Source organism: Agrobacterium sp. CG674 (genome assembly GCF_053521645.1).
On sequence record NZ_JBNWDZ010000001.1, the window covers coordinates 86747 to 113423 of the forward strand.

Consider the following 26677-nt stretch of genomic DNA (forward strand, 5'->3'; position numbering starts at 1 on the left):
CCTCACACCGTTCGCATAAAACGGACATCTTGAAATTGCTCGAAAGCTATGGCTTTTGCACAGCGCGTGCAACTTGAATATGCTCCCCGCACCGTGACCTATTGCCACTTTTTCGCCGGGATTTGAAGGGTGTTGGATGAATAATCGGAATTTTGAAAAGGCAGTCGTGTTGATTCCGGCTCGAATGGCCTCTACACGCCTGCCTGGCAAGCCTCTGGCCGATATTGGCGGCCATCCAATGATCGTTCAGGTTGCGATGCGCGCACGCGAAGCCGGTGCCCAGCGAATCGTTGTCGCCGTTGATGACGAGCGCGTGTTTCAGGCCGTGAAAAACGCAGGTTTTGACGTGACCATGACCCGCAATGACCACCAGTCCGGCTCCGACCGCATCTTTGAAGCCCTGCAAAAGGCTGATCCAGACGGCAATGCCGAGTTCATCATCAATGTGCAGGGCGATCTGCCTACCATCGAGCCGGAAACCATCCGCGCATCGCTTCGCCCGATGGAAAATGCATCGACCGACATTGCGACGCTGACCGTTGAAATCACCGATGAGGACGAGAAGACGAACCCGAGCATCGTCAAGATCGTCGGAAGCCCGATTTCCCCATCGCGCCTTCGCGCACTGTATTTTACCCGTGCGACAGCGCCTTACGGTCAGGGGCCGCTTTATCACCACATCGGGCTTTACACCTATCGCCGCGCCGCGCTGGAGAAGTTCGTGTCGCTTAAGCCATCGACGCTGGAGCTGCGCGAAAGCCTCGAACAATTGAGAGCGATCGAAGCGGGAATGCGCATCGATGCGGAAATCGTCAACTCGGTTCCGCTGGGTGTCGATACCCAGGCGCAACTCGATAAGGCCCGCGAAATTCTCGCCAACAGATAGATTGATCATCATGAGCAGCAACCGCATTGCCTTTCAGGGCGACTTTGGCGCAAATTCCGACATGGCTTGCCGCGACGTGTTTCCGGATATGGAGCCGCTGCCATGCCCCACATTTGAGGACGCGTTTAACGCGCTGGAAAATGGTGAGGCCGATCTGGCCATGATCCCGATCGAGAACACGCTTGCCGGGCGCGTTGCCGATATTCATCACCTTCTGCCCGAATCGCGCCTCCACATCATCGGCGAATATTTCATGCCGATCCGCTTCCAGCTGATGGTGTTGCCGGGCGTTGAAAAGCACGAGATCAAGACGGTTCACAGCCACATCCATGCGCTTGGCCAATGCCGCAAGATCATTCGCTCCAATGGCTGGAAGCCTGTCGTGGCGGGCGATACCGCCGGTGCAGCAAAGCTGGTTGCCGAGCTGGGTGACCGCAGCATGGCAGCGCTCGCGCCAAGGCTGGCATCCGATCTCTATGGTCTCGAGATCCTGGCCGAAAATGTCGAGGATTCGGAAAACAATGTGACGCGCTTCGTCGTCCTTTCGCGGGATGAAGCTTGGGTGAAGCGGACGTCACCGGATGAGGTGATCGTCACCACATTCGTCTTCAATGTCCGCAACATTCCGGCAGCCCTCTACAAGGCCATGGGCGGCTTTGCGACAAACGGCATCAACATGACCAAGCTGGAAAGCTACCAGCTGGGCGGAAAATTCGTGGCGACGCAGTTTTACGCCGACATTGAAGGCCATCCCGAAGACGGCTCCGTGCGCCATGCGCTGGACGAGTTGCGGTTCTTCTCGGAGAAGGTCCGCATTCTCGGCGTCTACAAGGGCCACGCCATGCGCCGCAAGCTCAACTTCGCCTGACGTCAATCAAGCAGGCTTGCCCCAATCGATCCAGTCGCGCATCAACCGTTGCGCGATGGCCCCACGTGGAGGTGGTAGACGGCCATCGGCAGACGTCGCGTTCAACAACGCTTCCGTCTCCTCACGGGTGAACCACCGGCAATCCTCAAGCTCGGCTTCGTCACGGGTGATGTCGCGGCTCAGCGCTTCCGCATAGCAGCCAATCATCAGCGTGTGCGGCATCGGCCATGGCTGCGAGGCGTGGTAACGCACGCGGCCAACCTCGATATTGGCCTCCTCGCGGGTTTCACGGCGTACGGCATTTTCGATGGTTTCGCCCGGCTCCACAAAGCCGGCAAGGCAGGAATACATGCCGGGCGCAAAATGCGGGCCACGGCCCAAAAGGCACAATTCGCGCTCGATATCGATGGTCAACATGATGACCACGGGGTCGGTGCGCGGAAAGATGGTGTGCTCGCAGGCAGCACAGATGCGCTTGTAACCACCGATGCGGGTTTCCATCGTGCCGCCACAGCGCCCGCAGAAATGGTTGTCCCTGTTCCAGTTGATGAGCGCGACGGCCTGCGCCACCTCGCCCAGAAGCTCATCGCCAATCAGCTGATCGCGGTAAAGCGTGCGGGCATCCACCGCCTTGTAATGGCTGGCGAGGGCTTCCGCCGCGATGCCGACAGGCACGGCGATGCGCGGCTCGCCATTATCCTTGTGGCCCAAGAGGATGGCGTCATCGAATGAAGGCTCAAGCTCTGCCAGCTCATAGGCGGCAAATAATGGGTCGAGGACTTGATCGTCATGCTTCAGGATCAGCTTTGCGCCCGAAAATGCCAGAAGATGCGTGCCTTCCACCTTCAGGGCATCGATTACGCAATCTTCCGTGCGCTTTTCCGCCAGACGGTCGAGACCGTTCTGGGAAAATGCCGTCATCGTGCTGGGTTCGGGATGGGGAGCGTTGGTGGTGAAAATGCTGCTTGATGTCATCAGAGTGCGCCGGCGAGTTTTTTCATGAAATCGTGTCTGTCATTGTCGGAGTAGGGCTCAGGCGTGCCTTGCCCCCAGATTGGACCTGGCCAGCATGGATCACCCGCGGTGCGGGCAATGATATGAACATGGAGTTGCCGCACGATATTGCCAAGTGCGCCGACATTGATTTTGGTCGCGCCGGTCAGTTCCTTGAGGGCAGAGGCGACTTGATTCGTTTCGAAAGACAGCATGGCCTGATCGAGCGGGGTGAGTTCAAACAGTTCGCTCACATCGTTTCGCTGTGGCACGAGCACCAGCCACGGCCAGCGTTTATCGTTTTGAATGCGCAATTGGCACAGGCCCAGCTTGGTAATCAGTTCGCTGTCGCGAGCCAGTCTCTCGTCAAGCCGGAATGTGTGCAAGGCGTCCTCCCAATTTGTTTTGGTCGTGATAGCAGTTTTTTATCAGCTTGGCTTGCATTTGGTTTTATTATTGCCGATATGTGCCTCCGGGAGGTTGGTGGTGGACGAGCCACTCGCCAACCGGGTCAGGTCCGGAAGGAAGCAGCCCTAACGAGCCAGGCACGGGTCGCCGTGCCAGCCTCCCACCTTTTTCTTTTCGAAGACGTGCTCAGGTTTCGCCGGGCCAGTTCGGCCACTTAGCGGGCAGCACCCAATCACTGGCGAGGCGATGAGCGAAACCGTAACCAATATGCCCCAGACCAAAGAGCAGGGTACAGGTTACCGGGTTCTGGCGCGCAAATATCGCCCGAAAGACTTTTCCGATCTGATGGTTGGCCAGGAGCCGATGGTTCGTACGCTGACCAACGCGTTCGAAACCGGCCGCATTGCGCAAGCCTACATGCTGACGGGCGTGAGAGGCGTGGGCAAAACCACGACGGCGCGCATTCTGGCGCGTGCGCTCAACTACAAGACCGATGAGATCGACAAGCCGACGATTGATCTGCGCATTCCCGGCGAACATTGCCAGGCCATCATGGAAGGCCGCCATGTCGACGTGATCGAGATGGACGCCGCCTCCCATACGGGTATCGATGACATCAGAGAGATCATCGAACAGGTGCGCTACCGCCCGGTTTCGGCGCGCTACAAGGTCTACATCATCGACGAAGTGCACATGCTGTCCACGCAGGCCTTCAACGGTCTTCTGAAGACGTTGGAAGAGCCGCCGGAGCATGTGAAATTCATTTTCGCAACGACCGAAATCCGCAAGGTTCCGATCACGGTCCTGTCGCGCTGCCAGCGTTTCGACCTGCGTCGCATCAGTGCTGCCGATCTCGTGGGCCTGTTTACCGCCATTGCATCAAAGGAAGGCTTTGAGGCCGAGCCGCAGGCGCTGGCGATGATCGCCCGTGCGGCTGAGGGATCGGCTCGCGATGGTCTGTCCCTGCTGGATCAGGCCATTGCCCATGGGGCAGGGCGGGTCGAGGCGGACGCCGTTCGCGGCATGCTGGGCCTTGCCGACCGCGCCCGCATCGTTGACCTGTTCCACCACGTGGTAAAGGGCGATGTCGCCTCTGCGCTGGAAGAATTTACCGGGCAATATGAGGCCGGTGCCAATCCGGTCGTCGTCTTGAACGACCTTGCGGATTTCACCCATCTTGTGACCCGCATGAAATATGTGCCCGACGCGGCAGACGACCCATCCCTGTCTGAGGTGGAGCGCACACGCGGCGCCGATTTTGCCGATACGATTGCGGTGTCCACCCTGTCTCGCATCTGGCAGATGCTGCTGAAGGGCATTCCCGAGACAGAAAATGCCTCGCGCCCTGCCGGTGCAGCCGAGATGGTGCTGATCAGGCTCTCCCACGCCGCCAATCTGCCAGCGCCTGAAGACGCGGCCCGTCGCCTATTGGAGCTTTCCAGTGGTGAAGGCGGTGGCTCCGGCAATGGAGCGCCGTCTGGCAACGGCAATGGCAATGGCGGCGGTGCACGCGCCTATTCCTCCACGCAAGCCGTGGCATCCGCCCATTCGTCTCCTCAACGACAAGCTGCGCCGCAACCGACCGCCATGCTGCGCGCCGTGCCGGACAGCCGCCCGCAGGATATGCAGGTGGCCGCTCCAAAGCCGGAAGAACGGCCAGAGCCGAAGGTTCCGGTCAATGTCCTTCAGGATGTGGTCGATCTCTGCACCAAGAACCGCGATCCGCGCATGAAGGCGCTGGTGCGCAATTTCGTGCGGCTCGTGCGGCTGGAGCCCGGCAGGATGGATATGCGGCTGGCCGAGGGTGCACCGGGCTCACTGCCGGGCGAGCTTGGCGTGAAGCTGAAGGAATGGACCGGTATCCACTGGCTCATCAGCCTCAGCAAAGAACAGGGTGAGGCCACGCTCGTTGAGGCCGAAGGCAATGCGCGCGACGCACGTCTTGTCGATGCGCGGCAGGACCCTGATGTTGCCGCGATCATGGCGCAGTTTCCGGGCGCGAAGATCACCGATGTGCGCATCAGGACACCGGTGCCTGATGATATCGAGGAAATTGCGCCGCCATCCGTGGCAGAGTCGAGCGAAGGCGACATTCTTCCCGGCGACGACATAGAATTCTAGGAGCAATTCCAGCAAAAGTGGGAACCGGTTTTGCGTGCGGAATTGCGTAAAAACAAATAGCTCTAGAGAAATGACAGGAGTTTCGTATGCGTGACATCATGGGCATGATGGGCAAAGTCAAGGAAATGCAGGCCAAGATGGAGAAGATGCAGGAAGAGATTTCTGCGCTTGAAGTCGAAGGCAAATCCGGTGGCGGTCTGGTAACCGTGAAGATGAGCGGCAAGGGCTCTCTGCTCGGCGTGAAGATCGATCCGTCCCTGCTGAAAGAAGACGAAGTCGAAATTCTGGAAGACCTGCTGGTTGCTGCCCACAATGATGCCAAGCAGCGTGCTGAAGCGGTGACAGCCGAAAAGACCCGCGAAATCACCGCCGGTCTGCCAATCCCGCCCGGCATGAAGCTGCCGTTTTAATTACCTTCAGCCTTCCAGCATGGCCCTGAAGCGGCTGGCAAGCGGTGTGGTGAGATAGGCCTCGCGTTCCGCTTGCGACAGCCTTTGCGGCCTGAAGCGTTGAAGAATGACGGGAATGGGCAGTTGGATGCCTTGATAGGGCGTCAAGGTGACCGTCTCCTCAGGCGCGATCATGCCGCCCTTCAACACACGGCAATAGAAGCCGGGCTGTCCCGCCTGTTTGAAGCGGGGCGCGAAGTTTGCATCACCGACTCGCGCCGACAGCGTTGCGCAGGGAATGCGGGCGGCGGTGACTTCCAACTCCACTTCTGCGGCCACCAGCTGATCACCGACATGCATCTTGGCGCTGTCGAGACCGTCAATCACAATATTCTCTCCGAAATATCCAGGCTCGACGGCAAATCCGAGGGCGTCTGACCAGAAATCGAGATCGACAGAGCCCATCACGTAGATGGCCTGATCCGGTCCGCCATGATGTTTTTTGTTCAGCACGGCATCACTGACGATCCCGGCCTGATCGATGAGAACCGCACCCTGCACCGGATGTTTGAAAATCCCGGTCTTTGAGGTTTTTCCGGGCAGGACTTCTGCATCGCCCCGGCAGACTGCGCGTATTTTCATGGAATGCCTTCTGCTTGTGATTCCCGTTATGACATTTATGCAGTAGAAAGCGCTCATGGCAAAACGAGTCACCGGCCCCGAAATCGAAAAACTCATTCAGCTTCTGGCAAAAGTGCCGGGGCTTGGTCCCCGTTCGGCGCGACGTGCCGCACTTCACCTGATCAAGAAGAAAGAGCAACTGCTTGGCCCGCTGGGTCACGCCATGGGCGATGCCTATGACAAGGTGAAGGTCTGTTCGCGTTGCGGCAATGTCGACACCATGGACCCTTGCACCGTGTGCACCGACGACCGGCGTGACCAGACGGTCATCATCGTTGTCGAAGACGTGTCCGATCTCTGGGCGCTGGAGCGTTCGGGCGCCATGAACACCGCCTACCACGTGTTGGGCGGTACGCTTTCGCCGCTAGATGGCGTGGGTCCGGAAGATCTCAATATCAAAGGTTTGATCGAGCGTGTGAGCGAAGGCGGTATTCAGGAGCTCATCATCGCGGTAAACGCAACGGTCGAGGGCCAGGCGACGGCCCATTACATCACCGACCGGCTGAACGATCTCGGCGTCAGGATCACCCGGCTGGCGCATGGCGTTCCGGTTGGCGGAGAGCTCGACTATCTGGACGAGGGCACGCTGACCGCCGCATTGCGCGCCCGCACCCTGATCTGAAAGGAATACACATGCGCTCCACGATATCAGGCCCGGTCCTTGCCGCGGTCATCTGCGCATTATCAGCAGGCCCGTCTTTGGCGCAAACGGTGCCGACGGGTGCTGCCGCTGCCAGATATGATGCGCAGTTCAATGCCTGGCTAAAGCAGGAAATCTGGCCTGAGGCGCGCAAGGCGGGTATTTCGCAGAACACGATCGAGACGGCACTTTCAGGCCTTTCCATCAACTGGAAACTGCCCGATCTCGTCATTCCCGGCCAGAAGCCACCGAAGGAGCAGGCGCAAAGCCAGGCGGAATTTTCCTCACCCGGCGCCTATTTTTCCGAGCAGCGCTTGCAGGGGCTGGCAGCATCAGGGCGCTCGCTGGCGGCCACCCATGCCGCAACGTTAAAGCGCATCGAGGCGAAGTATGGCGTTCCCGGCAATATATTGATCGCCGTCTGGGGTCGTGAATCCGGTTTCGGGCGGGCAAAGCTGCCCAATGCCGTGATCGACGTTCTGGCCACCAAAGCCTATACATCCACCCGCAAGGACATGTTCCGCGTTGAGCTGATCGACGCCCTGAAAATCGTAGAGCGTGGCGATATTGAAGCGTCGAAAATGATGGGTTCATGGGCAGGCGCACTCGGCCAGCCGCAATTCATGCCCTCAAGCTATCTGAAGTATGCCGTCGATTTCGATGGGGATGGCCGTCGCGATATCTGGAACTCCGTGCCGGATACGCTGGCATCCATCGCCAACTATCTTTCCACGCGGGGCTGGCAGCGCAATCGCGACTGGGGCTTTGAAGTTTCCATACCTGACGCTGTATCCTGTGCGCAGGAAGGGCCGGATCTTGCTCGTCCCGTTGCGGAATGGGCCAAGCTCGGCATTAGCAGAATCTCTGGAAAAGCATTTCCGGCCAATGATTTGAGCGCTGACGGAATGATGCTTGTGCCAGCAGGGCGCAATGGGCCTGAGTTCGTGGTGACGCCAAATTTCTACGTCATCAAGGAGTATAACAACTCTGATCTTTACGCGCTCTTCATCGGAAATCTGGCAGATCGCATCGCCTACAACGCCGGGCCGTTCCAGGCAAAATGGGGTGATGTCGGCTCCATGTTGCGCTCCGACGTGCTGTCCATGCAAAAAGCGCTTGTCGCCAAGGGCTATGATGTGGGCAAGGCTGATGGATTAGCGGGCTTCAAAACGCGCCGTTCCCTCGGCGACTGGCAGGCCAAGAATGGCATGCGCCCGACCTGCTTCCCGGATGCGTCCTTGAAGACGAAGCTCAGATAGAGCTTCGTCTTATTAACTGATCCTGATAGCGATATAGATGAGCGTGAGCGCGATGACCCAGAGTGCGGCGCGTCCCCATTTTGTGTGGCGCGCTTCCGCCTTGCCGATGGCTTCCGCCGTGCTGGCATCGAAACGCAGGCCATGTTCGCTCATATAGACCAGATCGGCATGGAGCTTCTCCGTCTTTGCGGCGATCTCGGGCGCGGCTTCGGCAAGCTTGACGGCGGCTTTCAGCCCGTCCTTGATGTCGGTGACGATGCGCTTTGGTCCGAGATTGTCTCTGATCCAGGCACTGACGACAGGGTCTGCCGCCTTCCACATGTTGAAGCGCGGATTGAGAATGCGTGACACGCCTTCGACCACGACCATGGTCTTTTGCAGCATGACGAGTTCTGGCCGCGTTTCCATATCGAACAGTTCTGTGACTTCAAACAGAAGCGTGAGCAGCTTGCCCATGGAGATGGTTTCTGCCGGTTGCCCATGGATCGGCTCGCCAATGGCGCGGATCGCCTGCGCAAAGCTTGCCATGTCGTGATGGCCGGGCACGTAGCCCGCTTCGAAATGCACTTCCGCCACGCGCATGTAATCGCGGGTAATGAAGCCATAGAGAATTTCTGCCAGAAACCGGCGTTCCTTTTTGCCCAGCCGCCCGGCAATGCCCATATCCACGGCCACGATCATGCCCTGCGGGTCCACGAACAGGTTTCCGGGGTGCATATCGGCATGGAAAAAGCCGTCGCGCAGGGTGTGGCGCAGGAAGGACTGAATGAGCGTATCGGCCAGTGCGTCGAGATCGTGACCGGCCGCCCTCAGGCCTTCCACGTCAGACATTTTGACGCCATCGATCCACTCCATGGTGACGACGTCGCGGCCCGTGCGCTCCCAATCCACCTCCGGCACGCGAAAGCCGGGATCATCTTTGGTGTTCTCGGCGATTTCTGAGAGAGCAGCCGCCTCAAGCCGCAAATCCATCTCGATCTTGGTCGTCTGTTCCAGCGCCCGCGTGACTTCCACCGGGCGGAGACGCCGTGCAGAGCGAATAAACCGCTGCTGCAGATCGGCAATCAGATACATGGCCTCCAGATCATTCTGGAAACGCTGGCGCACGCCGGGGCGGATGACCTTCACGGCCACCTTTTTTTGGCCATTTGGCGTGCGCACCATGGCCGGGTGCACCTGCGCTATCGACGCTGCGGCAATCGGCTCGCCAAACTCGAGGTAGAGATCCGCCATTGGGCGCCCGAGCGATCCCTCGATATTGGCTCTGGCCGCAGCATTCGGGAAGAAGGCCATGCGATCCTGCAAGCGCGACAGGTCTTCGGCAAAATCGGCGCCGACAACATCCGGGCGGGTGGCCAGAAACTGGCCCATTTTCACATAGGATGGACCCAGCCGCTCGACGGCTGTTGCCAACCGGTCGCGGCGCTCCGTGTGTTTGGCGCGGTTGCGGGCAAAGGGCTTGAGCAGCGCTTTTGCAAACTTGGCCATGGGTGGAAGGTCTTGCGAAGGCAGGGCAAGAACCACGCCTTCGCGCACCAGAACCCAGCCAACCTTGGCCAGGCGTAAATATGCACCGGGCGTGCTCATGCGAATGCCTTCTTCCTGCTACCAGCCATCATGTCGATCAAAGTTTCCAGCCGGAATGCAGCGCGGCAATGCCGCCTGTGTAATTGGTATAGGTGACGCGCGAAAAACCAGCCGTGCGGATCATGGCCGCGAAATCATCCTGATTGGGGAATTTGCGGATCGATTCCACCAGATACTGGTAGGGCTCGGCATCGCCGGTGATCATCTTGCCGAACTTCGGAATGGCGTTGAACGACCAAGCATCATAGACCTTGTCGAGGAGCGGCATGTCCACTTCGGAAAACTCCAGCACCAGAAGGCGTCCGCCACGCTTGAGAACCCGGTGCGCTTCCTTCAGCGCCACATCGATGCGCGGAACGTTGCGAATGCCGAAGGCGACCGTATAGGCATCGAAGCTTTTATCCTCGAAGGGAAGTTCCTCGGCATTGGCCTCCACAAAGGTCACATTGTCGGACAGCTTCTTCTTGGCGGCGCGCTCTTCTCCCACGGCCAACATCGAGCCGTTAATGTCGAGCACAGTAGAATGGGCAAGCCGGTTGGAGGCTTCGACGATGCGGAAGGCGATATCACCCGTGCCACCCGCCACATCCAGCGTCTTGTAGGTGGGATCCTTGCGCGGGTTGAGCGCGGCAATCATCGCGTCTTTCCACAAGCGGTGCATGCCCGCCGACATCACGTCATTCATGATATCGTAGCGTTTGGCGACCTTGTGGAAGACCTCGTTGACCATGCCCTGCTTCTGGCCTTCATCAACCTTGTGAAACCCGTAGGAGGTTTCCATGCCGCCATTGGCGGTTGTGCGGGCTTCGGTCATCGGCGGTCTCCATCTTTAATTACGGGGCGCACCATAGCGGAAACAGGAATGCGACGCTATCTGTTGCGGCAGTTTATGCCTGCGACATGTATGTCCGCAGGATTTAGATCGCAAGACCGTCGCGGTAAACATGTGAGTTGAGCAGATGCCAGAATTGCCCGAAGTGGAAACCGTCAGACGCGGCCTCGCGCCGACCATGGAAGGTGCGCGCCTTGAAAAGCTTGTGCTGGGTCGTCCGGACCTGCGCTTTCCCTTCCCGGAAGGGTTTTCGGAGCTGGTGGAGGGCAAACGCATCATCTCCCTGGGGCGGCGGGCGAAGTATCTGCTGATCGAGCTGGAGGACGGGCTGACGATCGTTTCGCATCTGGGCATGTCCGGCTCCTTTCGCATCGAGGATGAGATGCAGGAGACGGATGCGCCCGGTGCGTTCCACCATCCGCGCTCCAAGGATGGCAAGCACGACCATGTCATATTCCATCTGGATACGGACGGAAGGCACGCACAGGTCATCTATAATGACCCACGCCGTTTCGGCTTCATGCATCTGGTGGAGCGATCCAACATTGATCTTTACCCCGCCTTTGCCGATCTTGGGCCGGAGCCAACAGGAAACGCGCTGAGCGCCGATTATCTGGCGCGCCGTTTTGCCGGAAAAAGCCAGCCGCTCAAAAGCGCGCTGCTGGACCAGAAGGTCATTGCGGGACTGGGCAATATCTATGTTTGCGAAGCGCTGTGGCGTGCGCATCTCTCTCCTTTAAGAGCCGCGGGCACGCTGGTCACGAAAACGGACAAGCCGAAGGCATCCCTGATCGACCTCACGGAGAAAATCCGCGAGGTGATTGCCGATGCCATCGCCGCCGGTGGCTCGTCCCTGCGCGACCATATCCAGACGGATGGCACGCTTGGCTATTTCCAGCATTCCTTCTCGGTCTATGATCGGGAGGGTCATGCTTGCCCCACACCCGGTTGCGGGGGTACGGTTGAGCGGATCGTACAGGCGGGGCGCTCGACATTCTATTGTGCCGCTTGCCAGAAATGACGCCAGACGTAACAGGAGAGGACCCTCACCATGGATTATGAAACGCTGATCGTTGAGAAGCGCGACAATGTCGGCGTCATCACGCTCAATCGCCCGCAGGCGCTGAATGCGCTGAATGCCGCCTTGCTGAAAGAGCTGCGCCATATATTGGCGTCTTTTTCGACAGATGATTCCATCGGAGCGATTGTCATAACGGGTTCGCAAAAGGCCTTTGCGGCTGGCGCCGATATCAAGGAGATGCAGGCGCTTGATTTCGTCGATGCCTATCTCGGTGATTTTCTGGGCGGCTGGGACGATGTGGCCGCAAGCCGCAAGCCGGTCATTGCAGCAGTATCCGGCTTTGCGCTGGGCGGTGGCTGCGAGCTGGCGATGATGTGCGATTTCATTATTGCCTCGGATAGCGCCAAATTCGGACAGCCAGAGATCACCCTGGGCATCATTCCGGGCATGGGCGGCTCCCAGCGTCTCACGCGGGCCGTGGGCAAGGCCAAGGCCATGGACATGGTGCTGACAGGCCGCAAGATGGATGCGCAGGAGGCAGAGCGCGCAGGGCTTGTTTCCCGCATCGTGTCGCAGGAACGGCTGATGGATGAGGCTGTGGAAGCCGCTGGCGTCATCGCGTCCCTGTCCCGCGCCTCGGTGCTGATGGCAAAGGAAAGCGTCAATCGATCCTTCGAGGGCACGTTGAGCGAAGGTCTGCGGTTTGAGCGCCGCCTGTTCCAGTCGCTCTTTGCTACGCAGGATCAGAAGGAAGGCATGGCGGCTTTTGCGGAGAAGAGAAAACCCGTCTTCAGAAATCGCTAGGTGAAACCACCTGCGATGCTCTAGAGAACTTCATGTGTTTTGAGTCCGCTTCGCTCCAAGGATTCGGAATATCAGCGTTTTTACTGCAAATGCGCGTTGACGGGCAGCTGCTTTAAGGCTATATGCCCGCCCACGGTTAGGAAAAGCCATCCGGCTTATTCCAATTACTCCCGCACTCTTTGGAACGCGAGGTCTTTGAAGGACCTGATCCTGTGGTTGCGGATTTTGGTTTGAATTCGAAGAGAGGCATACATGGCCAATACAACTTCGGCGAAAAAGGCGACTCGCAAGATCGCTCGCCGTACTGAAGTCAACAAGGCTCGCCGTTCGCGCGTTCGTGGTTTCATTCGCAAGGTCGAAGAAGCCATCGCAACAGGTGATCTGGCAGTTGCAACAGAAGCGCTGAAAGTAGCGCAGCCTGAGATCCAGCGCGCTGCTACTCGCGGCGTTATGCCTGGCAACACGGCAGACCGTAAGGTGTCCCGTCTTGCACAGCGCGTGAAGGCACTGATGGCCTAATCCGGCTAACACATTTTCATCCAAAAAAAGCCCGGTCTCGCGACCGGGCTTTTTTTCGTTTGTCATAGATCTTTAACGATCATCGCAAAAACATGATGCTTCTGCGTCAATGAGATGACGGAAAAGTACCTTAAAAATCAATGACTTGTGAAAGGTAATGAAAATACGATCTTCTTTACGTAGGGGAAGACGAGGCAAAGATTGTGTCAAGAGAATTTTTATTTTTCTCCCAAATCGGCCCTTAAAAAAGACAGGAAATTGAATCTCATTGATTCATAAGAGATTCTCCAGACGGGCATGAAGGCGATGCAAAACGGCCCCTGTGAGTCAATGGTCGATCTTCCGAATCAAAGAAATATCGGCATTGATCTCCCACCCTGATCCTGCCTAAATGGATCTCGACAAGGGGCAAGGATTTCTATCCACAAGCTATCTCGATCCTTGAGTATCGAAGGCACATGCTTCTTGCGGACGAATTCTGTTTGGGTTCGTTTTTTCAAGTATTGGGGTCGTTTTGGTCGCAATCCTATAGGTTGTGGAAATGCGAAACCGCGCCTCGGCGTTTGAATAATGTGTGCTGCAGGAGTTCGTAGATGAGTAATCGCAGGCCTCTCCATGATGTAGAGGATAATGGGATAACCGGCTCGCGGTGAGATAAGTGGCTCAAGGACATACTTTCGAGGGGGATGTCTGAGAGAGAATAAGAACGAGGGGTATCCCTGACGGGCGTTGGTTCGTCAGGCTATGATTGGCAATTTGAAAGGCGGCAATATGCAAATGAATTTGATGGGTGCGGTATCGAACGGGGACCGCACACCGAAGGCATGTGATGCAGCTGAGACTGATGCGGCAGGGGACAAGCAAGCTATGAAGCATGACGCGCTGTTTGAACGTTTTAGCGCGCGCCTCAAGGCACAGGTTGGACCGGAAGTATATGCAAGCTGGTTCGCACGTCTGAAACTTCACTCGGTTTCAAAAAGCGTCGTGCGTTTTACGGTTCCGACGACATTTTTGAAATCCTGGATCAACAATCGCTACATCGATCTCATCACGACGCTCGTCCAGAGCGAGGATGCCGATGTCTTGAAGGTCGAAATTCTGGTTCGCTCGGCCAGCCGTCCTGCACGGCCAGCGCCAGTCGAAGAGGATGTGGTGCCCGCATCTGATATCAGCACCTCCATCCAGAGAGCGAAGCCCTTCCTGCCGCCGCAGCCGGTTGCGAACGTCCAGATGTCTGGCGCTTCTGCAACGCTCACGCGCCATTCCGGCTCCGGTCCACTGTTCGGATCGCCGCTCGACAGCCGTTTCACCTTTGATACCTTTGTCGAAGGATCGTCCAACCGCGTGGCATTGGCAGCTGCCAAGACCATTGCCGAGGCTGGTGCCGGTGCGGTACGGTTCAATCCGCTCTTCATCCATGCCGGTGTTGGCCTTGGAAAGACGCATCTTCTTCAGGCGATTGCCAATGCCGCCATCGACAGCCCGCGCAACCCGCGCGTCGTCTATCTGACGGCTGAATATTTCATGTGGCGTTTCGCGACCGCGATCCGTGATAATGATGCGCTGACGCTGAAGGACACGCTGCGCAATATCGATCTTCTCGTCATCGACGACATGCAGTTCCTGCAGGGCAAGATGATCCAGCACGAATTCTGCCATCTGCTTAACATGCTGCTCGACAGTGCGAAGCAGGTTGTCGTGGCTGCAGACCGTGCGCCATGGGAACTGGAATCGCTCGACCCACGTGTTCGCTCGCGTCTTCAGGGCGGTATGGCCATCGAGGTCGAAGGTCCTGATTACGAGATGCGTCACGAAATGCTCACACAGCGCATTGCAGTCGCCCGTCAGGAAGACCCAGGCTTCGATATTCCCGAAGAAATCGTCTCCCATGTGGCACGCAGCGTAACCGCCAGCGGCCGTGAGCTGGAAGGCGCTTTCAACCAGCTGATCTTCCGCCGTTCCTTCGAGCCGAACCTTTCGGTCGAGCGTGTCGATGAACTTCTGGCCCATCTGGTGGGTTCGGGCGAGCCAAAGCGCGTGCGCATCGAAGACATTCAGCGCATTGTTGCCAGACATTACAATGTCTCGCGCCAGGAGCTGGTCTCCAACCGCCGCACGCGCGTCATCGTCAAGCCTCGCCAGATCGCCATGTATCTCGCCAAGATGCTGACACCGCGTTCCTTCCCGGAAATCGGCCGTCGCTTCGGCGGACGCGATCACACAACGGTTCTGCATGCGGTGCGCAAGATCGAGGAACTGATCGGCGGTGACACGAAGCTCGGCCACGAGGTTGAGTTGCTCAAGCGCCTGATCAACGAAAACAACGCATAAAGACGGCGGGCGGGAAACCGGCCCCCTGAATATCTGCATGCCACATCAAGACCGGCTCTCGCATCAACAGCGACGGCCGGTCTTTTTTCTTGTAGCTATGCATTGCGCGTGATTATCTCATACTCGGGAACAGTGTTCATATCGCTCCCTCCTGTCGGGGGCGCGAAATGCGTTTGAATCTGTTATCGTGATTTGAAATGATGGAAGGGCATAGCTTGGGAAGTTCGTCGTATTGGCACTGGATCATCATCCTAGTCCTCATTTTCTTCCCATTGATTTTCGTCTTCAGGCCACCGCCATCTGGCCCCAACAGGTTTGGGGCGGCACCCATGCCGATGAGTTTCGGTGAGGCCATTGCCAGTTTTTTCAGAAACCTTGTCAACTTCCAAGGCAGGGCGGCTCGCTCGGAATATTGGTTCTCATTTCTTTTCGTTTTCTGCAGTTCGATTGTTGTCGAGATCATTGATAATAGCGGGATTATCAGCCTGATCTGGTCGCTCATCCTGTTTTTACCGTCGATTGCAGTTGCTGCCCGCCGCCTTCACGATATCAACCGCAGCGGCTGGCATCAGCTTCTCTATTGTTTCGCCCCGGTCGGGCTCATCGTCGTCATCGTCTGGTACTGCACCCCGGGTCGCGACGAGACCTGATGGACGAGGCGACTGTGCGATCTGCGCATCGCTACCCACAGATGGGTGATGGGGACGAGCAGCGTGCTGCCACCCATGAAGACATAAGGGAAGCCCGCCCATCCATGATCGCTGAACCCGATGCTTGCCATGATGCTTGTGGTGAAGATGAGTGGCGCGAGCCCGCAATAAAAGCCGATCCGGAAATCCCGCCGGTGTTTTGAGAGTTCGTCGCTCCCCTTGAAGAGATAGAGGATTGAGAGCCTTGCCAATTTCCAAAGTGCGATCAAGCCGGTCACGGAAAGGGCTGCGGCTAGGATGACGGCTGTTCCTATGATCAGAACCGATGTGATCTCGCCGTTCGCATCCGCCAGATAGCTGGCAAGCCAAACCGGACTGAACAGCAACAGCGCGCCCGCATAGGGCACGCTGACAACGGTCAGCAGGCCATAGGTCAGATAGAATGGCGCTGCGAAGATCAATATTTCCACGAAATACACGGCACGCCCGACGATGTGCGATGGCTGGCGATCGCTCATGGCAAGACCTCCAACCGCTTTTCCGCCGCTTGCGCCTCGCTGCTCAATCTGCGCCAGTTTTTCGAGGCATAGCGGTGTGCCTGTTTCAGCGCGAGCCAGAGCGCCAGTTGCTTGATGGGTGCCATCCATCCATCCGCAGTGAAGTCGCTGCGGCGTTCGACGCGGGTCACGTTCTCACCCACGGGAACCAGGGTGAATTCATCCTCTAAATTGCCGATCCAGTCCTGGCACCAGACGGTGCTGGCGATCATGCGGTAACGAAGCTTCTGATTGGGCACATAATCAAGAATACGTTGGTCGATGGTGCCACGATCGGTGGTGCACTGGCGGGTGTTGCCAAGGGCGCCATACCCTTCCAGAACCTTGCAACTGACGGGTTTCGGCACCCCGAGGCGAAACAGGAGCGGCTTCGTATTATCCATCTTTGCATGAAGAAAATGCGGCCAGATGTGATGCGGTGCGCAGTTGAAAATCCATGTCGAGTGAAGCTGCATGATCGTATCTCCTTCATTTATACATTTAGGTAATCGACTAATTGTAATCCTGTCAATAGTTAGTTGATTGCCTAATTGATTAATGGTAGAAGGTGCCATGTCCATTCAGTTGATTTTCGAGGCGCTTGCCTCCCCCGTCAGACGCAAGATCCTGGCCTATGTCGCGCATCACGAGATGAATGCAGGCGATATAGCGGCGCGCTTCGACATGTCGAAACCCTCTATTTCGCAGCATTTACAATTGCTTGAGCATGCAGGACTGGTGGCGTCTGAAAAGCGCGGCAAGTATGTCTATTATCGCCAGGCGTCAGACACGCTGGCCAATAGTCTGACGGGTTTCGTGCAGGATATCTGCCCGATCGGCGCGCCTTTGCGCCGCGAAAGTGCCGAGAACGCCCGCAAAGCGAAGGGGCCAGAGGCAGGCGATCCCGTAGAACAGGGGTGAGCCTGATCGCGCCAAATAGATGATGATGGCCGAAGCAGGCCTCAGCAGGCCAGATCGGCGACGACCGAATCCAGAATGAGCATGCCGGAGGGTGTGCAGCGTAGGCGGGAATTGCCCAGGCGCTCTATGAAGCCGTGCTTCAGTAAAAACTCTTCCTTGTCCGGGTCCAGATCGCGGCCGGAGAGGTCGCTCCAGCGTGCGAGATCGACGCCTTCGCGCAGGCGAAGGCCCATGAGCAGCAGCTCGTCGGACTGTTCTTCAACGCCCAGAAGCTCCTGATCCAGAATGCCATGGCCATCTCGCTCGACGGTTTCGAGCCATGTTTCCGGCTGACGTTCGGTCGCTGTCGCCAGTTTCGCGCCACCGGTGGTGAGACGCCCATGGGCGCCGGGGCCGATACCGGCGTAATCGCCATAGCGCCAATAGGTCAGATTATGACGGCTTTCTGCGCCGGGCCTTGCGTGGTTGGATACCTCATAGGCGGGCATGCCGTGGCGGGCGGTGATCTCCTGCGTTGCCTCGTAAAGCAGCGCGGATTGGTCGCCATCGGGCACGATCAGCTTGCCAGCCTTGTGCAGACCGTAAAAGGCGGTGCCTTCCTCAATCGTCAACTGGTAGAGCGACAGGTGATCGACGGCATAGGAAATGGCTTCGACAAGCTCCTTCTCCCACTCGTCCACCGTCTGGTTGGGGCGGGCATAGATGAGGTCGAAGGACATGCGCGGGAAAATCTCGCGGGCAAGTCGGATGGCTTTCAAGGCGTCCGCCACATCATGCAGACGGCCCAGAAATTTGAGGTCACGGTCGTTCAATGCCTGTACGCCCATGGACACGCGGTTGACGCCAGCTGCCCTGTAGCCGCGAAAGCGCTCCGCCTCCACGCTGGACGGGTTGGCTTCCATGGTTATCTCGATACCATCAGGCACATGCCAGAAACGGGCAATGCCATCCAATATGGCACCCACGGTCTGCGGGTCCATCAGCGATGGCGTGCCGCCGCCGAGAAACACGCTGGAAACGACTTTGGCGCCGCTCAATTGCCGCATGGTTTCCATCTCGCGCAAAAAGGCGGAGACAAACCGATCCTGATCCACCGGCTTGTGGCGGACATGGCTGTTGAAATCGCAATAGGGGCATTTGGCGGCGCAGAAGGGCCAATGCACGTAAATGCCGAAACCGGGTTCGCCGGTATCTGGCAGCAGCGTCGCATCGGGGGCAGGGGAGAACCTGCTCCCAAGATCGATCATCATGCGTCCAGACAGGTTTCGACAAATATCTTGAAGGCGCGGGCGCGGTGCGACAGCGCCTGCGCATCCCCCGGCTTCCAGCCATGCTTCTGCCCGGAGGTCATCTCGCCAAAGGTCGTTTCATAGCCTTCCGGCTGAAAGATGGGGTCATAGCCGAAGCCACTTGCGCCACGCGGTGGCCATGCGACAATGCCTTCGATCTCGCCGCGGAAAAACTCCGTGTGGCCATCCGGCCAGGCCAGGCACAGCACGCTAACAAAGCGGCAAGTGCGGGCCGATGCTTCCGTCGCACCCTGCTTCTGAAGGGCGTCTTCCACCTTTTGCATGGCCAAGGCAAAATCGCGCGTGCCGTCAGCCGTTTCCGCCCAGTTGGCGGTGTACACACCGGGGGCACCATCGAGCGCATCGATCACCAGACCGCTATCGTCGGAAAGGGACGGCAGCCCAGAGGCTTTTGCAGATGCAAGCGCCTTGATGGCCGCGTTTTCCTCAAATGTCGTGCCTGTCTCATCCGGCTCGGCGAAATTCAGCTCAGCGGCGGATTTCGCGGAAAAGCCGAGCGGACCGATCAGATCGGAAATCTCGGCAATCTTGCCCTTGTTGTGGCTGGCAACGACAATGGTTCTGGTGTCGAGTTTGCGCATGGTTTTAACGTCCCTGATCAGGCAATCGCCTGCTTCTGCATCTCAACGAGTTCCGCGCAGCCGGTCTTGGCAAGGCCCAGCAGCGTCAGGAATTCTGTTTCGCTGAAGGGTGCGCCTTCGGCTGTGCCCTGAATTTCGACGATGCCGCCGGAGCCGGTCATGACGAAGTTCGCGTCTGTTTCGGCAGAGGAATCTTCCAGATAATCCAGATCGATCACTGGCTGGCTGGCAAAGATGCCGCAGGAAATGGCGGCGATATGATCTTTCAAGACCTTCTCCACCTTGATCATGTTGCGGGTTTCCATCCACTTCAGGCAGTCATGCAAGGCAATCCAAGCGCCGGTGATGGAGGCTGTGCGCGTGCCGCCATCTGCCTGGATAACATCGCAGTCGATGCTGATCTGACGCTCACCCAGCGCCTGAAGGTCAACCACCGCCCGCAGCGAGCGGCCGATGAGACGCTGGATTTCCTGCGTGCGGCCACCCTGCTTGCCGGTAGACGCTTCGCGGCGCATCCGCTCATGCGTGGAGCGCGGCAGCATGCCGTATTCTGCGGTAACCCAGCCCTTGCCGCTGTTGCGCAGCCATGGTGGCGTCTTTTCTTCAAGGCTGGCCGTGACGAGCACATGCGTATCGCCGAATTTCACCAGACAGGAACCCTCGGCGTGTTTGGAGAAATTGCGCTCGAAAGAAACTTTGCGCATCTGATCGGTTTTTCTGCCTGAAGGCCGCATAGGGGTCGTCTCCGTTTTAATCTCCGCGTCTTAAGGCCGTGACACCGGTTTTGCAAAGGAAAAGCGGCCCATGGCTATGGCATATGCAATTTCCATTGTCACTTAACGACGCGAACGACTATATTCCATATGTTACTGACAGAACGAAGAGTTGAGTGAATGGGCGTTTCTCATCCGAGCGGAAAAGAACCGGGCGCGCTGCTGGATGATCGCTCACGCGAAATTTTCCGCCGCATCGTGGAAGGCTATCTCGAAAACGGTGAGCCGCTAGGCTCGCGCAGCCTGTCGCGCCTGTTGCCCATGTCGCTGTCGCCCGCATCCGTGCGCAATGTGATGAGCGATCTTGAGGAGCTTGGCCTCATCTACTCCCCCCATATCAGCGCCGGGCGATTGCCGACGCAGACGGGCCTGCGCTTTTTCGTGGATGCCTTCATGCAGGTGGGGGACTTGCCGGAAGAGCAGCGCGCCAGCATTGACCGTCAGATCGGCCCGGTCTCCGGGCGTGAACAGCCGATCGAGGGCCTGCTGACCGAGGCAAGCCGAATGCTTTCAGGCATGTCGCGCGGCGCGGGACTTGTGCTGACGACCAAAAGCGATGCGGTGCTGAAGCATGTCGAATTCATCAGATTGGAACCGACCAAGGGTCTTGCCATTCTGGTGGGAGACAACAACCAGGTCGAAAACCGCATCATTGAGCTGCCGGCTGGGATCACCTCCTCGCAACTCACCGAGGCGGCCAACTTCATCAATGCGCATCTGACAGGGCAAACATTGCCTGAACTGCGCACGCAGCTTTTGCAACAGAAGGATGCGTTGCAGACGGCTCTGAGCACATTGGCGCAGGATCTGGTCGAGCGCGGGCTTGCCGTCTGGTCTGGCGACAATGAAGAGGGCAAGCTCGGCCGTTTGATCGTGCGCGGACGCTCCAACCTGCTGGAGGGTCTGGCCGGTGAAGAAGACATCGACCGCGTTCGTTTGCTGTTCGACGATCTTGAGCGCAAGGACAACCTGATCGAGGTTCTCAACTTGGCCGAGACAGGATCGGGCGTCAGGATTTTCATCGGTTCGGAAAACAAGCTGTTTTCGCTATCAGGCTCTTCCCTCATCGTTGCGCCTTATCGGGATGATGAAAACCGGGTGGTGGGCGCCGTGGGTGTCATTGGGCCAACGCGGCTCAACTACTCGCGGATCGTGCCAATGGTCGATTACACCGCCCAGATCATGGCCCGACTGTCCAGCAAACGACGTTGATTGTGAAAACCTGCCGGTGAATAGGAGATGGTTTGCCTGCAAGCCTTGATTTTTGCTTGGCAAAGCTCGATATCGGGCACAACCCATAACAGATCTAAAGCTGGAGAACGTCATGACCGATGACACGAACAAGAACGGACCCGACGCAGACGTCGTCGACGAGGCACTTGAGGCGCTGGAAATCGATAATGATGCGCCTGAGCAGGGCGAGCCCGATCCGATTGATGTGCTGAAGGCGGAAAATTCCGAACTGCGCGACAAGTTCCTGCGCCTTGCCGCTGAAATGGACAATCTTCGTCGCCGCACAGAGCGTGAAGTCAAGGATGCCAAGGCCTATTCCGTGGCAGGCTTTGCCCGCGACATGCTGGCCGTATCCGACAATCTGCGCCGCGCACTCGACACCATTCCTGAAGAGTTGAAGACAAACTCCGAAGCTGGCATTGCCGGACTGATCGAAGGCGTCGATATGACGGAACGCTCGATGCTGTCAGCACTGGAGCGTCACGGTGTGCGCAAGATGGATGCGGAAGGCCAGAAATTCGACCCGAATTTCCATCAGGCCATGTTCGAGATCCCCAATACGGCCGTTGCCAACAACACGGTTGTGCAGGTCGTTCAGGCTGGTTTCACCATTGGTGACCGCGTCTTGCGTCCGGCTATGGTCGGCGTTTCCAAGGGTGGACCGAAGGGCGACGTGCCGACCACAGCTGAGCCAGGCACCTCAAGCGTCAACGAAAAAGACGCGTGATATCATTGGCCATCTCCATTTGAGGTGGCCGTGCGGCTTTTAATAGTCATTAGCCCCGCCACACCGGCGGGGTTTTTTGTGGATGCTTGTGGAGAGATTGGGGTGGGGTCCGATACCCCGAAGTAGCGTGTCAGGCCGCGTTGGCCTGTTCCTGGTTGAGGAAGGTGTAGATCGCTGTATCCGAATCCGTTGCGCGCAGTTTTGCCACCAACTCGGGATCGCGCAGCACGCGGGCGATGCGCGAAAGCGCCTTGAGGTGATCTGCACCGGCACCTTCAGGCGCCAGAAGCAGGAAGACCAGATCGACGGGCTGATCGTCCAGCGCTTCGAAATCGACGGCGTTTTCAAGGCGTGCAAAGACACCGACGATCGTATCGATGCTGGCGAGCTTGCCGTGGGGAATGGCGATGCCATGGCCGACGCCGGTCGAGCCCAGTCGCTCACGCTGCAGGATGACGTCGAACACTTCCCGTTCTGCCACACCCGTTATTCTGGATGCTCTCGCCGCCAGTTCCTGAAGCAGCTGCTTCTTGGAATTGACTCGGAGGGCGGGAATAATCGCATCGAGTTGCAGCAAATCTGCCAACGCCATTCTGTTTATCCTTCATGCGATCGAGGCGGGCCGGGAGTGCTGCCAAAATGCTGCACCCCCGACGCCTTTATCAGACTGTTCAGTTCTTGATCGTTGCCGCGTCGATCCAGCCGATGTTTCCATCGGTGCGACGATACACGATATTCAGTTCCTTGGCTGGGCTGCGGAACAGCAGCACCGGCTCATCCGTCATGTCGAGCGCCATGACAGCACTTGCGACCGTCATGGTTTTGACCTGCTTGGACGTTTCGGCAACAATCGTTGGCGCGAAATCTTCCGGCAGTTCGTCATCCTCATCCGGCACGGCATCCATCACGGTGTATGGAAATTCTTCCATCATGCCATTGGCCGAAGCACCGTTGTGGTGGTGGTCCTTCAATTTTCTCTTATATCTGCGAAGCCGCTTTTCGATGCGCTGGGCTGCAGCATCGAAGCTGGCCTGCGGGTCGTTGGCTTGCCCGGCTGCGTGCAGGACCACCCCGGTATCGAGATGGATCTTGCAATCGGCCGAGAAACCCGCGCCGGATTTCTCTACAGTAACTTGACCAGAATACCCCCCATCAAAGTATTTGGTAATCGCCAGGCTAATGTTGTCCTCGATCCTCTGACGGAACGATTCGCCGATATCCATATGTTTACCAGATACACGCACACTCATGGAATTTTTCCTTTTTCAGTGATTTGCGCATACCAGCTTACGTCAAGGAAGACGCTCATCCAAGCGTTTCGAAACACTTTAAGTGTCATTCCGGACTGGCGCCCCAGCGACGTGGTCAATTTAGCGTTGATGGGCCCTCAGCCATCTGTGCGGCGAGCTTCTAGCTGTGGTGGGGGCAAGAGTCAAACAACATTATTATCATTTTGAAATATATGAATATTTCGTTACGCCGTCGCAACTTTTGCCATGGCTTTTTTCTCTCTTCGTCTCTGGACGGAGGAGGGAATATTCATCGCTTCACGATATTTTGCGACCGTTCGCCGCGCCAGTTCGACGCCGGTTTTCTTGAGATTGTCGACAATATCATCATCTGAAAGAACACTGTCGGGCGCTTCCTGCGCAATCATAATCTTGATGCGATGGCGCACCGCCTCGGCCGAATGGCTGTCTCCACCCTCGACCGCGCCAATCGAAACGCTGAAGAAATATTTGAGCTCAAAAAGTCCACGCGGCGTCAGCATGTATTTTCGCGATGTGACGCGGCTGACGGTGGACTCATGCATCTTGATCGCATCGGCAACCTGCTTGAGGTTGAGCGGGCGAAGATGATCGACGCCATGGAGCAGAAAGGCATCCTGCTGGCGCACGATTTCGTTGGCCACCTTCATGATGGTTCTGGCGCGCTGGTCAAGGCTGCGGGTCAGCCAGCTGGCCGTCTGCATGCATTCGGACAGAAACTCCTCATCTTCGCCCTTGCGCGCCTTGACCTTGGACACTTCAGAAAAATAGGTGTGATTGACCAGCACGCGCGGCAAGGTTTCCGGGTTGAGTTCGATCAACCAGCCGCCATCGCTTGAGGGACGCACGATGATGTCGGGAATGATTGTATCGGCATTACCCGTTTCAAAGCCAGCGCCGGGACGCGGATTGAGCGACCTGATCTCGGCCAGCATGTCGAGAAGATCGTCTTCGCCCACGCCGCACAGGCGCTTGAGGGAGACGAAATCGCGCTTGGCGAGAAGCTCGAGATTGCCGACAAATGCCTTCATCGCCGGGTCGAGACGATCCTGCTGGGCAAGCTGAATGGAAAGGCACTCGCTGAGGGAGCGCGCAAAAATACCGGGTGGATCGAGGGTTTGTAACGCCTTCAGCACCGTCTCGATCTCGACCCTGGATGTGTTCAGGCGCTCTGAAATATCGTCCAGCGCATCGGCTGCGAGGTAGCCGGTCTCATCGAGATAATCCAGCAGCGCATCGGCAATGATACGCTCCCGCGGGAGCGATACGGTAAAGGGAAGCTGTTGGCCGATATGGTCTCGCAGGCTGGGTTTGCTCGCGACGAAATCATCCAGATCGTAGGATTCGCCCGCTTCGGCGCCCGGCATGGACTTCCACTGGCCGACAAGCTCTGGCGCATCAGCCTTGGCAGGGGCGGTGTCATCCTGAAAGACGTTTTCGAAATTGGTATCGAGCTGTTCGTTCAGCGTGCTGGCGCGATCCCCATACCATTCCTCCGTATCATGGGAGGCCTCGGAAACCGGCTCGGGCGGTTCGGGATGACGATCAAAGCCATCATCGGGCGCGGCTGTGACCAAATCCGTATCATTTGCCACTATTTCCAGCAGAGGATTCTTTTCGGCTTCCTGGGCAATGAATTGCGTCAGCTCAATATGCGTCATCTGAAGCAGTTGAATGGACTGCATCAGTTGTGGGGTCATGACCAGAGACTGGTTTTGACGCAACAAAAGACTGGCGGACAAGGCCATGGCGGACGCTAAACTCCCATAAACCCCTTCGTCGCCGACTTTTTTAAAAAAGTTTGGGCAGCGAAGTCTGACTTGGCCCAAAAATTGCTTTTTATTCTTGTTTGGTCAAGCTCACTTGGGGGCAGGGATAAAGAATCTTTGGCCCGGTGACGCTGGCTGCGTCACTTTTATGGGCCTATCCGTCAAAGGCTGAAGTTGTTGCCGAGATAGAGGCGGCGGACTTCCGCGTTGTCGACGATTTCCGAGGCCCGGCCATGGGTCAGAACCTCACCCGCATGGATGATGTAGGCGCGGTCAATCAGCCCGAGCGTTTCACGCACATTGTGGTCGGTGATGAGAACGCCGATGCCACGCGCCGTCAGGTGGCGCACGAGATTCTGGATATCGCTGACCGAGATCGGGTCAACGCCCGCAAAGGGCTCATCCAGCAACATGAAGGTCGGGTCTGTCGCCAGAGCTCGGGCAATTTCAAGACGGCGCCGCTCGCCGCCGGACAGGGCGACGGCTGGAGATTTGCGCAGGTTCGAGATGTGAAACTCTTCCAGAAGTTCATCGAGCTTGCGATTGCGCTTCGTCTCGTCGCGCTCATGCACTTCCAGAACCGCACGGATATTGTCTTCGACGCTCAAGCCACGAAAGATCGAAGCTTCTTGCGGAAGATAGCCGACACCCAGACGCGAGCGGCGATACATCGGCATGGACGTGACGTCATTGCCATTGATGGCGATCTTCCCGGCATCGACAGGAACGAGGCCCGTGATCATGTAGAAGCATGTCGTCTTGCCAGCGCCGTTGGGGCCAAGCAGGCCCACGGCTTCTCCGCGACGAACGACGAGAGAGACGCCATTGACAACGCGGCGCGTGTTGTAGGTCTTGGTCAGGCCTTGGGCAATCAATGTGCCCTCATAGCGCGCTTTGTCCGCGGACATGCTGTCCGTTTCCGATGCGCGCGCAGAGCCTGCGCCAAAAAGCTTTGAGATGGACTGGATTTTCACGGGGTAAAGACTACTGCTTTTTCTGTGATTTAGGATCGAGCATAATTCGAACCGGTCCGCCACAGCTTTCCAGCTTCGCTTCGCCTGTGTTCATCAGCACGGTCAACTTGCAACCGGTAAAGACGTTCGTGTCCTGCGACAGAACCACCTGCTTGCCCGACAGAATAAACGTCTGCGCTGCCATGTCGAACTCACCCTTGTCGGCGGTCGCTTTTTGCGTGCCAGACGTCAGGTATACGGAGTTGTCTACGAAAATCTTGTCGATATCTGCACCACCGCTGGTGATGGAAGAGCTTGCAGCACCGCCCTCTGACTGGCTCTTGTAGAGCACGGTCATCTTGCCAGCCTGCAGGGTCGTCGTGCCCTGCACAACCTTAACATTGCCGGTGAAATAAGCCTTGCGCTCCTGGTCCCGAACTTCAAGCTGATCGCTTTCGATGGCGATTGGCTGATCGTTGGAAAGCTTCAGGCCCTCCATGCTGGTCGCGGTCTGCGCGGCTGCGGTGCCAGCAAGGCATGAAAGAGCAACAGCTGCGAAGCAGGCGGTGTTGGCGTAGCGGGTTGTGCGCAAAATCTGCATCATTTGTGTCGGGCTC

The 26677-nt window shown here is 57.5% G+C and carries 29 protein-coding genes and 1 other RNA gene; 15 read left to right on the plus strand and 15 right to left on the minus strand.

The window, feature by feature from the left end:
• The first annotated feature begins 136 nt into the window (after positions 1–136).
• Together ACQZ51_RS00405 and ACQZ51_RS00410 are read left to right on the plus strand one after the other, a co-directional pair.
• A complete protein-coding gene (locus tag ACQZ51_RS00405; protein ID WP_448774426.1) occupies positions 137–886 on the plus strand; it encodes a 3-deoxy-manno-octulosonate cytidylyltransferase in 750 nt (249 codons plus the stop codon).
• 10 nt (positions 887–896) lie between these two features.
• Complete coding sequence (locus ACQZ51_RS00410; protein WP_448774427.1) at positions 897–1754, plus strand: prephenate dehydratase; 858 nt, start codon at positions 897–899, stop codon at positions 1752–1754.
• A 6-nt stretch (positions 1755–1760) separates the two neighbouring features.
• On the opposite strand, the gene nudC is transcribed toward ACQZ51_RS00410, so the two are convergent.
• Positions 1761–2729, minus strand: coding sequence for an NAD(+) diphosphatase (gene nudC, locus ACQZ51_RS00415; RefSeq protein ID WP_448774429.1), 969 nt, complete (start codon positions 2727–2729; stop codon positions 1761–1763).
• On the minus strand, positions 2729–3133 hold the full coding sequence (locus ACQZ51_RS00420) for an HIT domain-containing protein (protein ID WP_448774431.1): 405 nt from the start codon (positions 3131–3133) through the stop codon (positions 2729–2731). The genes nudC and ACQZ51_RS00420 overlap by 1 nt, the downstream gene beginning before the upstream one ends.
• Positions 3134–3222: 89 nt before the next feature.
• Between ACQZ51_RS00420 and ffs the strand changes: the two genes are divergently transcribed.
• The 3 genes from ffs to ACQZ51_RS00435 all read left to right on the plus strand — a co-directional run bounded on the left by ffs (position 3223) and on the right by ACQZ51_RS00435 (position 5686).
• Positions 3223–3319: signal recognition particle sRNA small type (ffs, locus tag ACQZ51_RS00425), an RNA gene on the plus strand.
• An 82-nt stretch (positions 3320–3401) separates the two neighbouring features.
• A complete protein-coding gene (locus ACQZ51_RS00430; protein WP_448774432.1) occupies positions 3402–5276 on the plus strand; it encodes a DNA polymerase III subunit gamma/tau in 1875 nt (624 codons plus the stop codon).
• An 86-nt stretch (positions 5277–5362) separates the two neighbouring features.
• A complete protein-coding gene (locus tag ACQZ51_RS00435; RefSeq protein WP_042616185.1) occupies positions 5363–5686 on the plus strand; it encodes a YbaB/EbfC family nucleoid-associated protein in 324 nt (107 codons plus the stop codon).
• A 6-nt stretch (positions 5687–5692) separates the two neighbouring features.
• Here ACQZ51_RS00435 and ACQZ51_RS00440 read toward each other — a convergent pair whose 3' ends face one another.
• On the minus strand, positions 5693–6307 hold the full coding sequence (locus ACQZ51_RS00440; protein WP_448774434.1) for an MOSC domain-containing protein: 615 nt from the start codon (positions 6305–6307) through the stop codon (positions 5693–5695).
• A gap of 55 nt (positions 6308–6362) precedes the next feature.
• Here ACQZ51_RS00440 and recR point away from each other — a divergent pair, with 55 nt between their 5' ends.
• Together recR and ACQZ51_RS00450 are read left to right on the plus strand one after the other, a co-directional pair.
• Entirely contained in the window at positions 6363–6968 is a 606-nt protein-coding gene (gene recR / locus ACQZ51_RS00445; RefSeq protein ID WP_042616187.1) for a recombination mediator RecR, read from the plus strand.
• Between the two features lie 11 nt (positions 6969–6979).
• Positions 6980–8245 (plus strand): lytic murein transglycosylase, encoded by a 1266-nt coding sequence (locus tag ACQZ51_RS00450; RefSeq protein WP_448774436.1) that lies wholly within the window; start codon positions 6980–6982, stop codon positions 8243–8245.
• Positions 8246–8257: 12 nt separating this feature from the next.
• Here the strand turns inward: ACQZ51_RS00450 and ubiB are convergent, their stop codons facing one another.
• Positions 8258–9832: a 2-polyprenylphenol 6-hydroxylase gene (ubiB, locus tag ACQZ51_RS00455; RefSeq protein WP_448774438.1), complete on the minus strand. Its 1575-nt coding sequence runs from the start codon at positions 9830–9832 to the stop codon at positions 8258–8260.
• A gap of 37 nt (positions 9833–9869) precedes the next feature.
• Positions 9870–10646, minus strand: coding sequence for a bifunctional demethylmenaquinone methyltransferase/2-methoxy-6-polyprenyl-1,4-benzoquinol methylase UbiE (gene ubiE, locus ACQZ51_RS00460; RefSeq protein WP_448774440.1), 777 nt, complete (start codon positions 10644–10646; stop codon positions 9870–9872).
• A 145-nt stretch (positions 10647–10791) separates the two neighbouring features.
• Between ubiE and mutM the strand changes: the two genes are divergently transcribed.
• The 5 genes from mutM to ACQZ51_RS00485 all read left to right on the plus strand — a co-directional run bounded on the left by mutM (position 10792) and on the right by ACQZ51_RS00485 (position 15989).
• Positions 10792–11685 carry a bifunctional DNA-formamidopyrimidine glycosylase/DNA-(apurinic or apyrimidinic site) lyase gene (gene mutM, locus ACQZ51_RS00465; RefSeq protein WP_448774441.1) on the plus strand — a complete coding sequence of 298 codons (894 nt, stop codon included), beginning with the start codon at positions 10792–10794 and terminating at the stop codon, positions 11683–11685.
• Between the two features lie 30 nt (positions 11686–11715).
• Positions 11716–12489 (plus strand): enoyl-CoA hydratase, encoded by a 774-nt coding sequence (locus ACQZ51_RS00470; RefSeq protein ID WP_448774442.1) that lies wholly within the window; start codon positions 11716–11718, stop codon positions 12487–12489.
• A gap of 252 nt (positions 12490–12741) precedes the next feature.
• Positions 12742–13008, plus strand: coding sequence for a 30S ribosomal protein S20 (gene rpsT / locus ACQZ51_RS00475; protein ID WP_042616193.1), 267 nt, complete (start codon positions 12742–12744; stop codon positions 13006–13008).
• 867 nt (positions 13009–13875) lie between these two features.
• On the plus strand, positions 13876–15339 hold the full coding sequence (gene dnaA, locus ACQZ51_RS00480) for a chromosomal replication initiator protein DnaA (protein ID WP_448775687.1): 1464 nt from the start codon (positions 13876–13878) through the stop codon (positions 15337–15339).
• Positions 15340–15554: 215 nt separating this feature from the next.
• Positions 15555–15989: a DUF805 domain-containing protein gene (locus ACQZ51_RS00485; protein WP_448774443.1), complete on the plus strand. Its 435-nt coding sequence runs from the start codon at positions 15555–15557 to the stop codon at positions 15987–15989.
• Here ACQZ51_RS00485 and ACQZ51_RS00490 read toward each other — a convergent pair.
• Complete coding sequence (locus ACQZ51_RS00490; RefSeq protein ID WP_448774444.1) at positions 15917–16507, minus strand: hypothetical protein; 591 nt, start codon at positions 16505–16507, stop codon at positions 15917–15919. The genes ACQZ51_RS00485 and ACQZ51_RS00490 overlap by 73 nt on opposite strands.
• Entirely contained in the window at positions 16504–17001 is a 498-nt protein-coding gene (locus ACQZ51_RS00495) for a hypothetical protein (protein WP_448774445.1), read from the minus strand. The genes ACQZ51_RS00490 and ACQZ51_RS00495 overlap by 4 nt, the downstream gene beginning before the upstream one ends.
• Positions 17002–17098: 97 nt before the next feature.
• On the opposite strand from ACQZ51_RS00495, the gene ACQZ51_RS00500 reads away from it, so the two are divergent.
• Positions 17099–17446 (plus strand): metalloregulator ArsR/SmtB family transcription factor, encoded by a 348-nt coding sequence (locus ACQZ51_RS00500; RefSeq protein WP_448774446.1) that lies wholly within the window; start codon positions 17099–17101, stop codon positions 17444–17446.
• A 41-nt stretch (positions 17447–17487) separates the two neighbouring features.
• Here the strand turns inward: ACQZ51_RS00500 and hemW are convergent, their stop codons facing one another.
• The 3 genes from hemW to rph are packed head-to-tail and all read right to left on the minus strand — an operon-like array spanning position 17488 to position 20071.
• Positions 17488–18693, minus strand: a complete 1206-nt coding sequence (gene hemW, locus ACQZ51_RS00505; RefSeq protein WP_448774447.1) for a radical SAM family heme chaperone HemW — start codon at positions 18691–18693, stop codon at positions 17488–17490.
• The gene (locus tag ACQZ51_RS00510; RefSeq protein WP_448774448.1) at positions 18693–19337 is read right to left on the minus strand and encodes a non-canonical purine NTP pyrophosphatase; all 645 of its coding nucleotides are present in this window, start codon (positions 19335–19337) and stop codon (positions 18693–18695) included. The genes hemW and ACQZ51_RS00510 overlap by 1 nt, the downstream gene beginning before the upstream one ends.
• A gap of 17 nt (positions 19338–19354) precedes the next feature.
• Positions 19355–20071 (minus strand): ribonuclease PH, encoded by a 717-nt coding sequence (rph, locus tag ACQZ51_RS00515; RefSeq protein WP_042616197.1) that lies wholly within the window; start codon positions 20069–20071, stop codon positions 19355–19357.
• Between the two features lie 159 nt (positions 20072–20230).
• Here rph and hrcA point away from each other — a divergent pair, with 159 nt between their 5' ends.
• The gene (gene hrcA / locus ACQZ51_RS00520; RefSeq protein WP_448774450.1) at positions 20231–21322 is read left to right on the plus strand and encodes a heat-inducible transcriptional repressor HrcA; all 1092 of its coding nucleotides are present in this window, start codon (positions 20231–20233) and stop codon (positions 21320–21322) included.
• A gap of 112 nt (positions 21323–21434) precedes the next feature.
• Positions 21435–22070, plus strand: a complete 636-nt coding sequence (gene grpE / locus ACQZ51_RS00525; RefSeq protein WP_448774451.1) for a nucleotide exchange factor GrpE — start codon at positions 21435–21437, stop codon at positions 22068–22070.
• Between the two features lie 130 nt (positions 22071–22200).
• On the opposite strand, the gene ptsN is transcribed toward grpE, so the two are convergent.
• The 5 genes from ptsN to ACQZ51_RS00550 all read right to left on the minus strand — a co-directional run bounded on the left by ptsN (position 22201) and on the right by ACQZ51_RS00550 (position 26664).
• Complete coding sequence (gene ptsN, locus ACQZ51_RS00530; protein ID WP_042616200.1) at positions 22201–22662, minus strand: PTS IIA-like nitrogen regulatory protein PtsN; 462 nt, start codon at positions 22660–22662, stop codon at positions 22201–22203.
• Positions 22663–22741: 79 nt separating this feature from the next.
• Positions 22742–23320 carry a ribosome hibernation-promoting factor, HPF/YfiA family gene (gene hpf, locus ACQZ51_RS00535; RefSeq protein WP_042616201.1) on the minus strand — a complete coding sequence of 193 codons (579 nt, stop codon included), beginning with the start codon at positions 23318–23320 and terminating at the stop codon, positions 22742–22744.
• 224 nt (positions 23321–23544) lie between these two features.
• Positions 23545–25086: an RNA polymerase factor sigma-54 gene (gene rpoN, locus ACQZ51_RS00540; protein WP_448774453.1), complete on the minus strand. Its 1542-nt coding sequence runs from the start codon at positions 25084–25086 to the stop codon at positions 23545–23547.
• A gap of 182 nt (positions 25087–25268) precedes the next feature.
• On the minus strand, positions 25269–26015 hold the full coding sequence (lptB, locus tag ACQZ51_RS00545) for an LPS export ABC transporter ATP-binding protein (protein ID WP_162196011.1): 747 nt from the start codon (positions 26013–26015) through the stop codon (positions 25269–25271).
• Between the two features lie 76 nt (positions 26016–26091).
• Positions 26092–26664, minus strand: coding sequence for an LptA/OstA family protein (locus ACQZ51_RS00550; protein ID WP_448774455.1), 573 nt, complete (start codon positions 26662–26664; stop codon positions 26092–26094).
• Positions 26665–26677 lie beyond the last annotated feature (13 nt).

Bases quoted from the DNA above. Each gene is read 5' to 3' on its own strand.
- hrcA (WP_448774450.1), top strand. From the start codon at position 20,231: ATGGGCGTTTCTCATCCGAGCGGAAAAGAACCGGGCGCGCTGCTGGAT.
- dnaA (WP_448775687.1), top strand. From the start codon at position 13,876: ATGAAGCATGACGCGCTGTTTGAACGTTTTAGCGCGCGCCTCAAGGCA.
- ACQZ51_RS00550 (WP_448774455.1), bottom strand. From the start codon at position 26,664: ATGATGCAGATTTTGCGCACAACCCGCTACGCCAACACCGCCTGCTTC.
- ACQZ51_RS00430 (WP_448774432.1), top strand. From the start codon at position 3,402: ATGAGCGAAACCGTAACCAATATGCCCCAGACCAAAGAGCAGGGTACA.
- grpE (WP_448774451.1), top strand. From the start codon at position 21,435: ATGACCGATGACACGAACAAGAACGGACCCGACGCAGACGTCGTCGAC.
- ACQZ51_RS00470 (WP_448774442.1), top strand. From the start codon at position 11,716: ATGGATTATGAAACGCTGATCGTTGAGAAGCGCGACAATGTCGGCGTC.
- ACQZ51_RS00510 (WP_448774448.1), bottom strand. From the start codon at position 19,337: ATGCGCAAACTCGACACCAGAACCATTGTCGTTGCCAGCCACAACAAG.
- ubiB (WP_448774438.1), bottom strand. From the start codon at position 9,832: ATGAGCACGCCCGGTGCATATTTACGCCTGGCCAAGGTTGGCTGGGTT.
- hemW (WP_448774447.1), bottom strand. From the start codon at position 18,693: ATGATCGATCTTGGGAGCAGGTTCTCCCCTGCCCCCGATGCGACGCTG.
- ACQZ51_RS00500 (WP_448774446.1), top strand. From the start codon at position 17,099: ATGTCCATTCAGTTGATTTTCGAGGCGCTTGCCTCCCCCGTCAGACGC.
- recR (WP_042616187.1), top strand. From the start codon at position 6,363: ATGGCAAAACGAGTCACCGGCCCCGAAATCGAAAAACTCATTCAGCTT.
- rpsT (WP_042616193.1), top strand. From the start codon at position 12,742: ATGGCCAATACAACTTCGGCGAAAAAGGCGACTCGCAAGATCGCTCGC.
- lptB (WP_162196011.1), bottom strand. From the start codon at position 26,015: ATGTCCGCGGACAAAGCGCGCTATGAGGGCACATTGATTGCCCAAGGC.
- ACQZ51_RS00490 (WP_448774444.1), bottom strand. From the start codon at position 16,507: ATGAGCGATCGCCAGCCATCGCACATCGTCGGGCGTGCCGTGTATTTC.
- nudC (WP_448774429.1), bottom strand. From the start codon at position 2,729: ATGACATCAAGCAGCATTTTCACCACCAACGCTCCCCATCCCGAACCC.
- ACQZ51_RS00405 (WP_448774426.1), top strand. From the start codon at position 137: ATGAATAATCGGAATTTTGAAAAGGCAGTCGTGTTGATTCCGGCTCGA.
- ACQZ51_RS00440 (WP_448774434.1), bottom strand. From the start codon at position 6,307: ATGAAAATACGCGCAGTCTGCCGGGGCGATGCAGAAGTCCTGCCCGGA.
- rph (WP_042616197.1), bottom strand. From the start codon at position 20,071: ATGCGGCCTTCAGGCAGAAAAACCGATCAGATGCGCAAAGTTTCTTTC.
- mutM (WP_448774441.1), top strand. From the start codon at position 10,792: ATGCCAGAATTGCCCGAAGTGGAAACCGTCAGACGCGGCCTCGCGCCG.
- ptsN (WP_042616200.1), bottom strand. From the start codon at position 22,662: ATGGCGTTGGCAGATTTGCTGCAACTCGATGCGATTATTCCCGCCCTC.
- ACQZ51_RS00410 (WP_448774427.1), top strand. From the start codon at position 897: ATGAGCAGCAACCGCATTGCCTTTCAGGGCGACTTTGGCGCAAATTCC.
- ACQZ51_RS00495 (WP_448774445.1), bottom strand. From the start codon at position 17,001: ATGCAGCTTCACTCGACATGGATTTTCAACTGCGCACCGCATCACATC.
- rpoN (WP_448774453.1), bottom strand. From the start codon at position 25,086: ATGGCCTTGTCCGCCAGTCTTTTGTTGCGTCAAAACCAGTCTCTGGTC.
- ACQZ51_RS00435 (WP_042616185.1), top strand. From the start codon at position 5,363: ATGCGTGACATCATGGGCATGATGGGCAAAGTCAAGGAAATGCAGGCC.
- ubiE (WP_448774440.1), bottom strand. From the start codon at position 10,646: ATGACCGAAGCCCGCACAACCGCCAATGGCGGCATGGAAACCTCCTAC.
- hpf (WP_042616201.1), bottom strand. From the start codon at position 23,320: ATGAGTGTGCGTGTATCTGGTAAACATATGGATATCGGCGAATCGTTC.
- ACQZ51_RS00450 (WP_448774436.1), top strand. From the start codon at position 6,980: ATGCGCTCCACGATATCAGGCCCGGTCCTTGCCGCGGTCATCTGCGCA.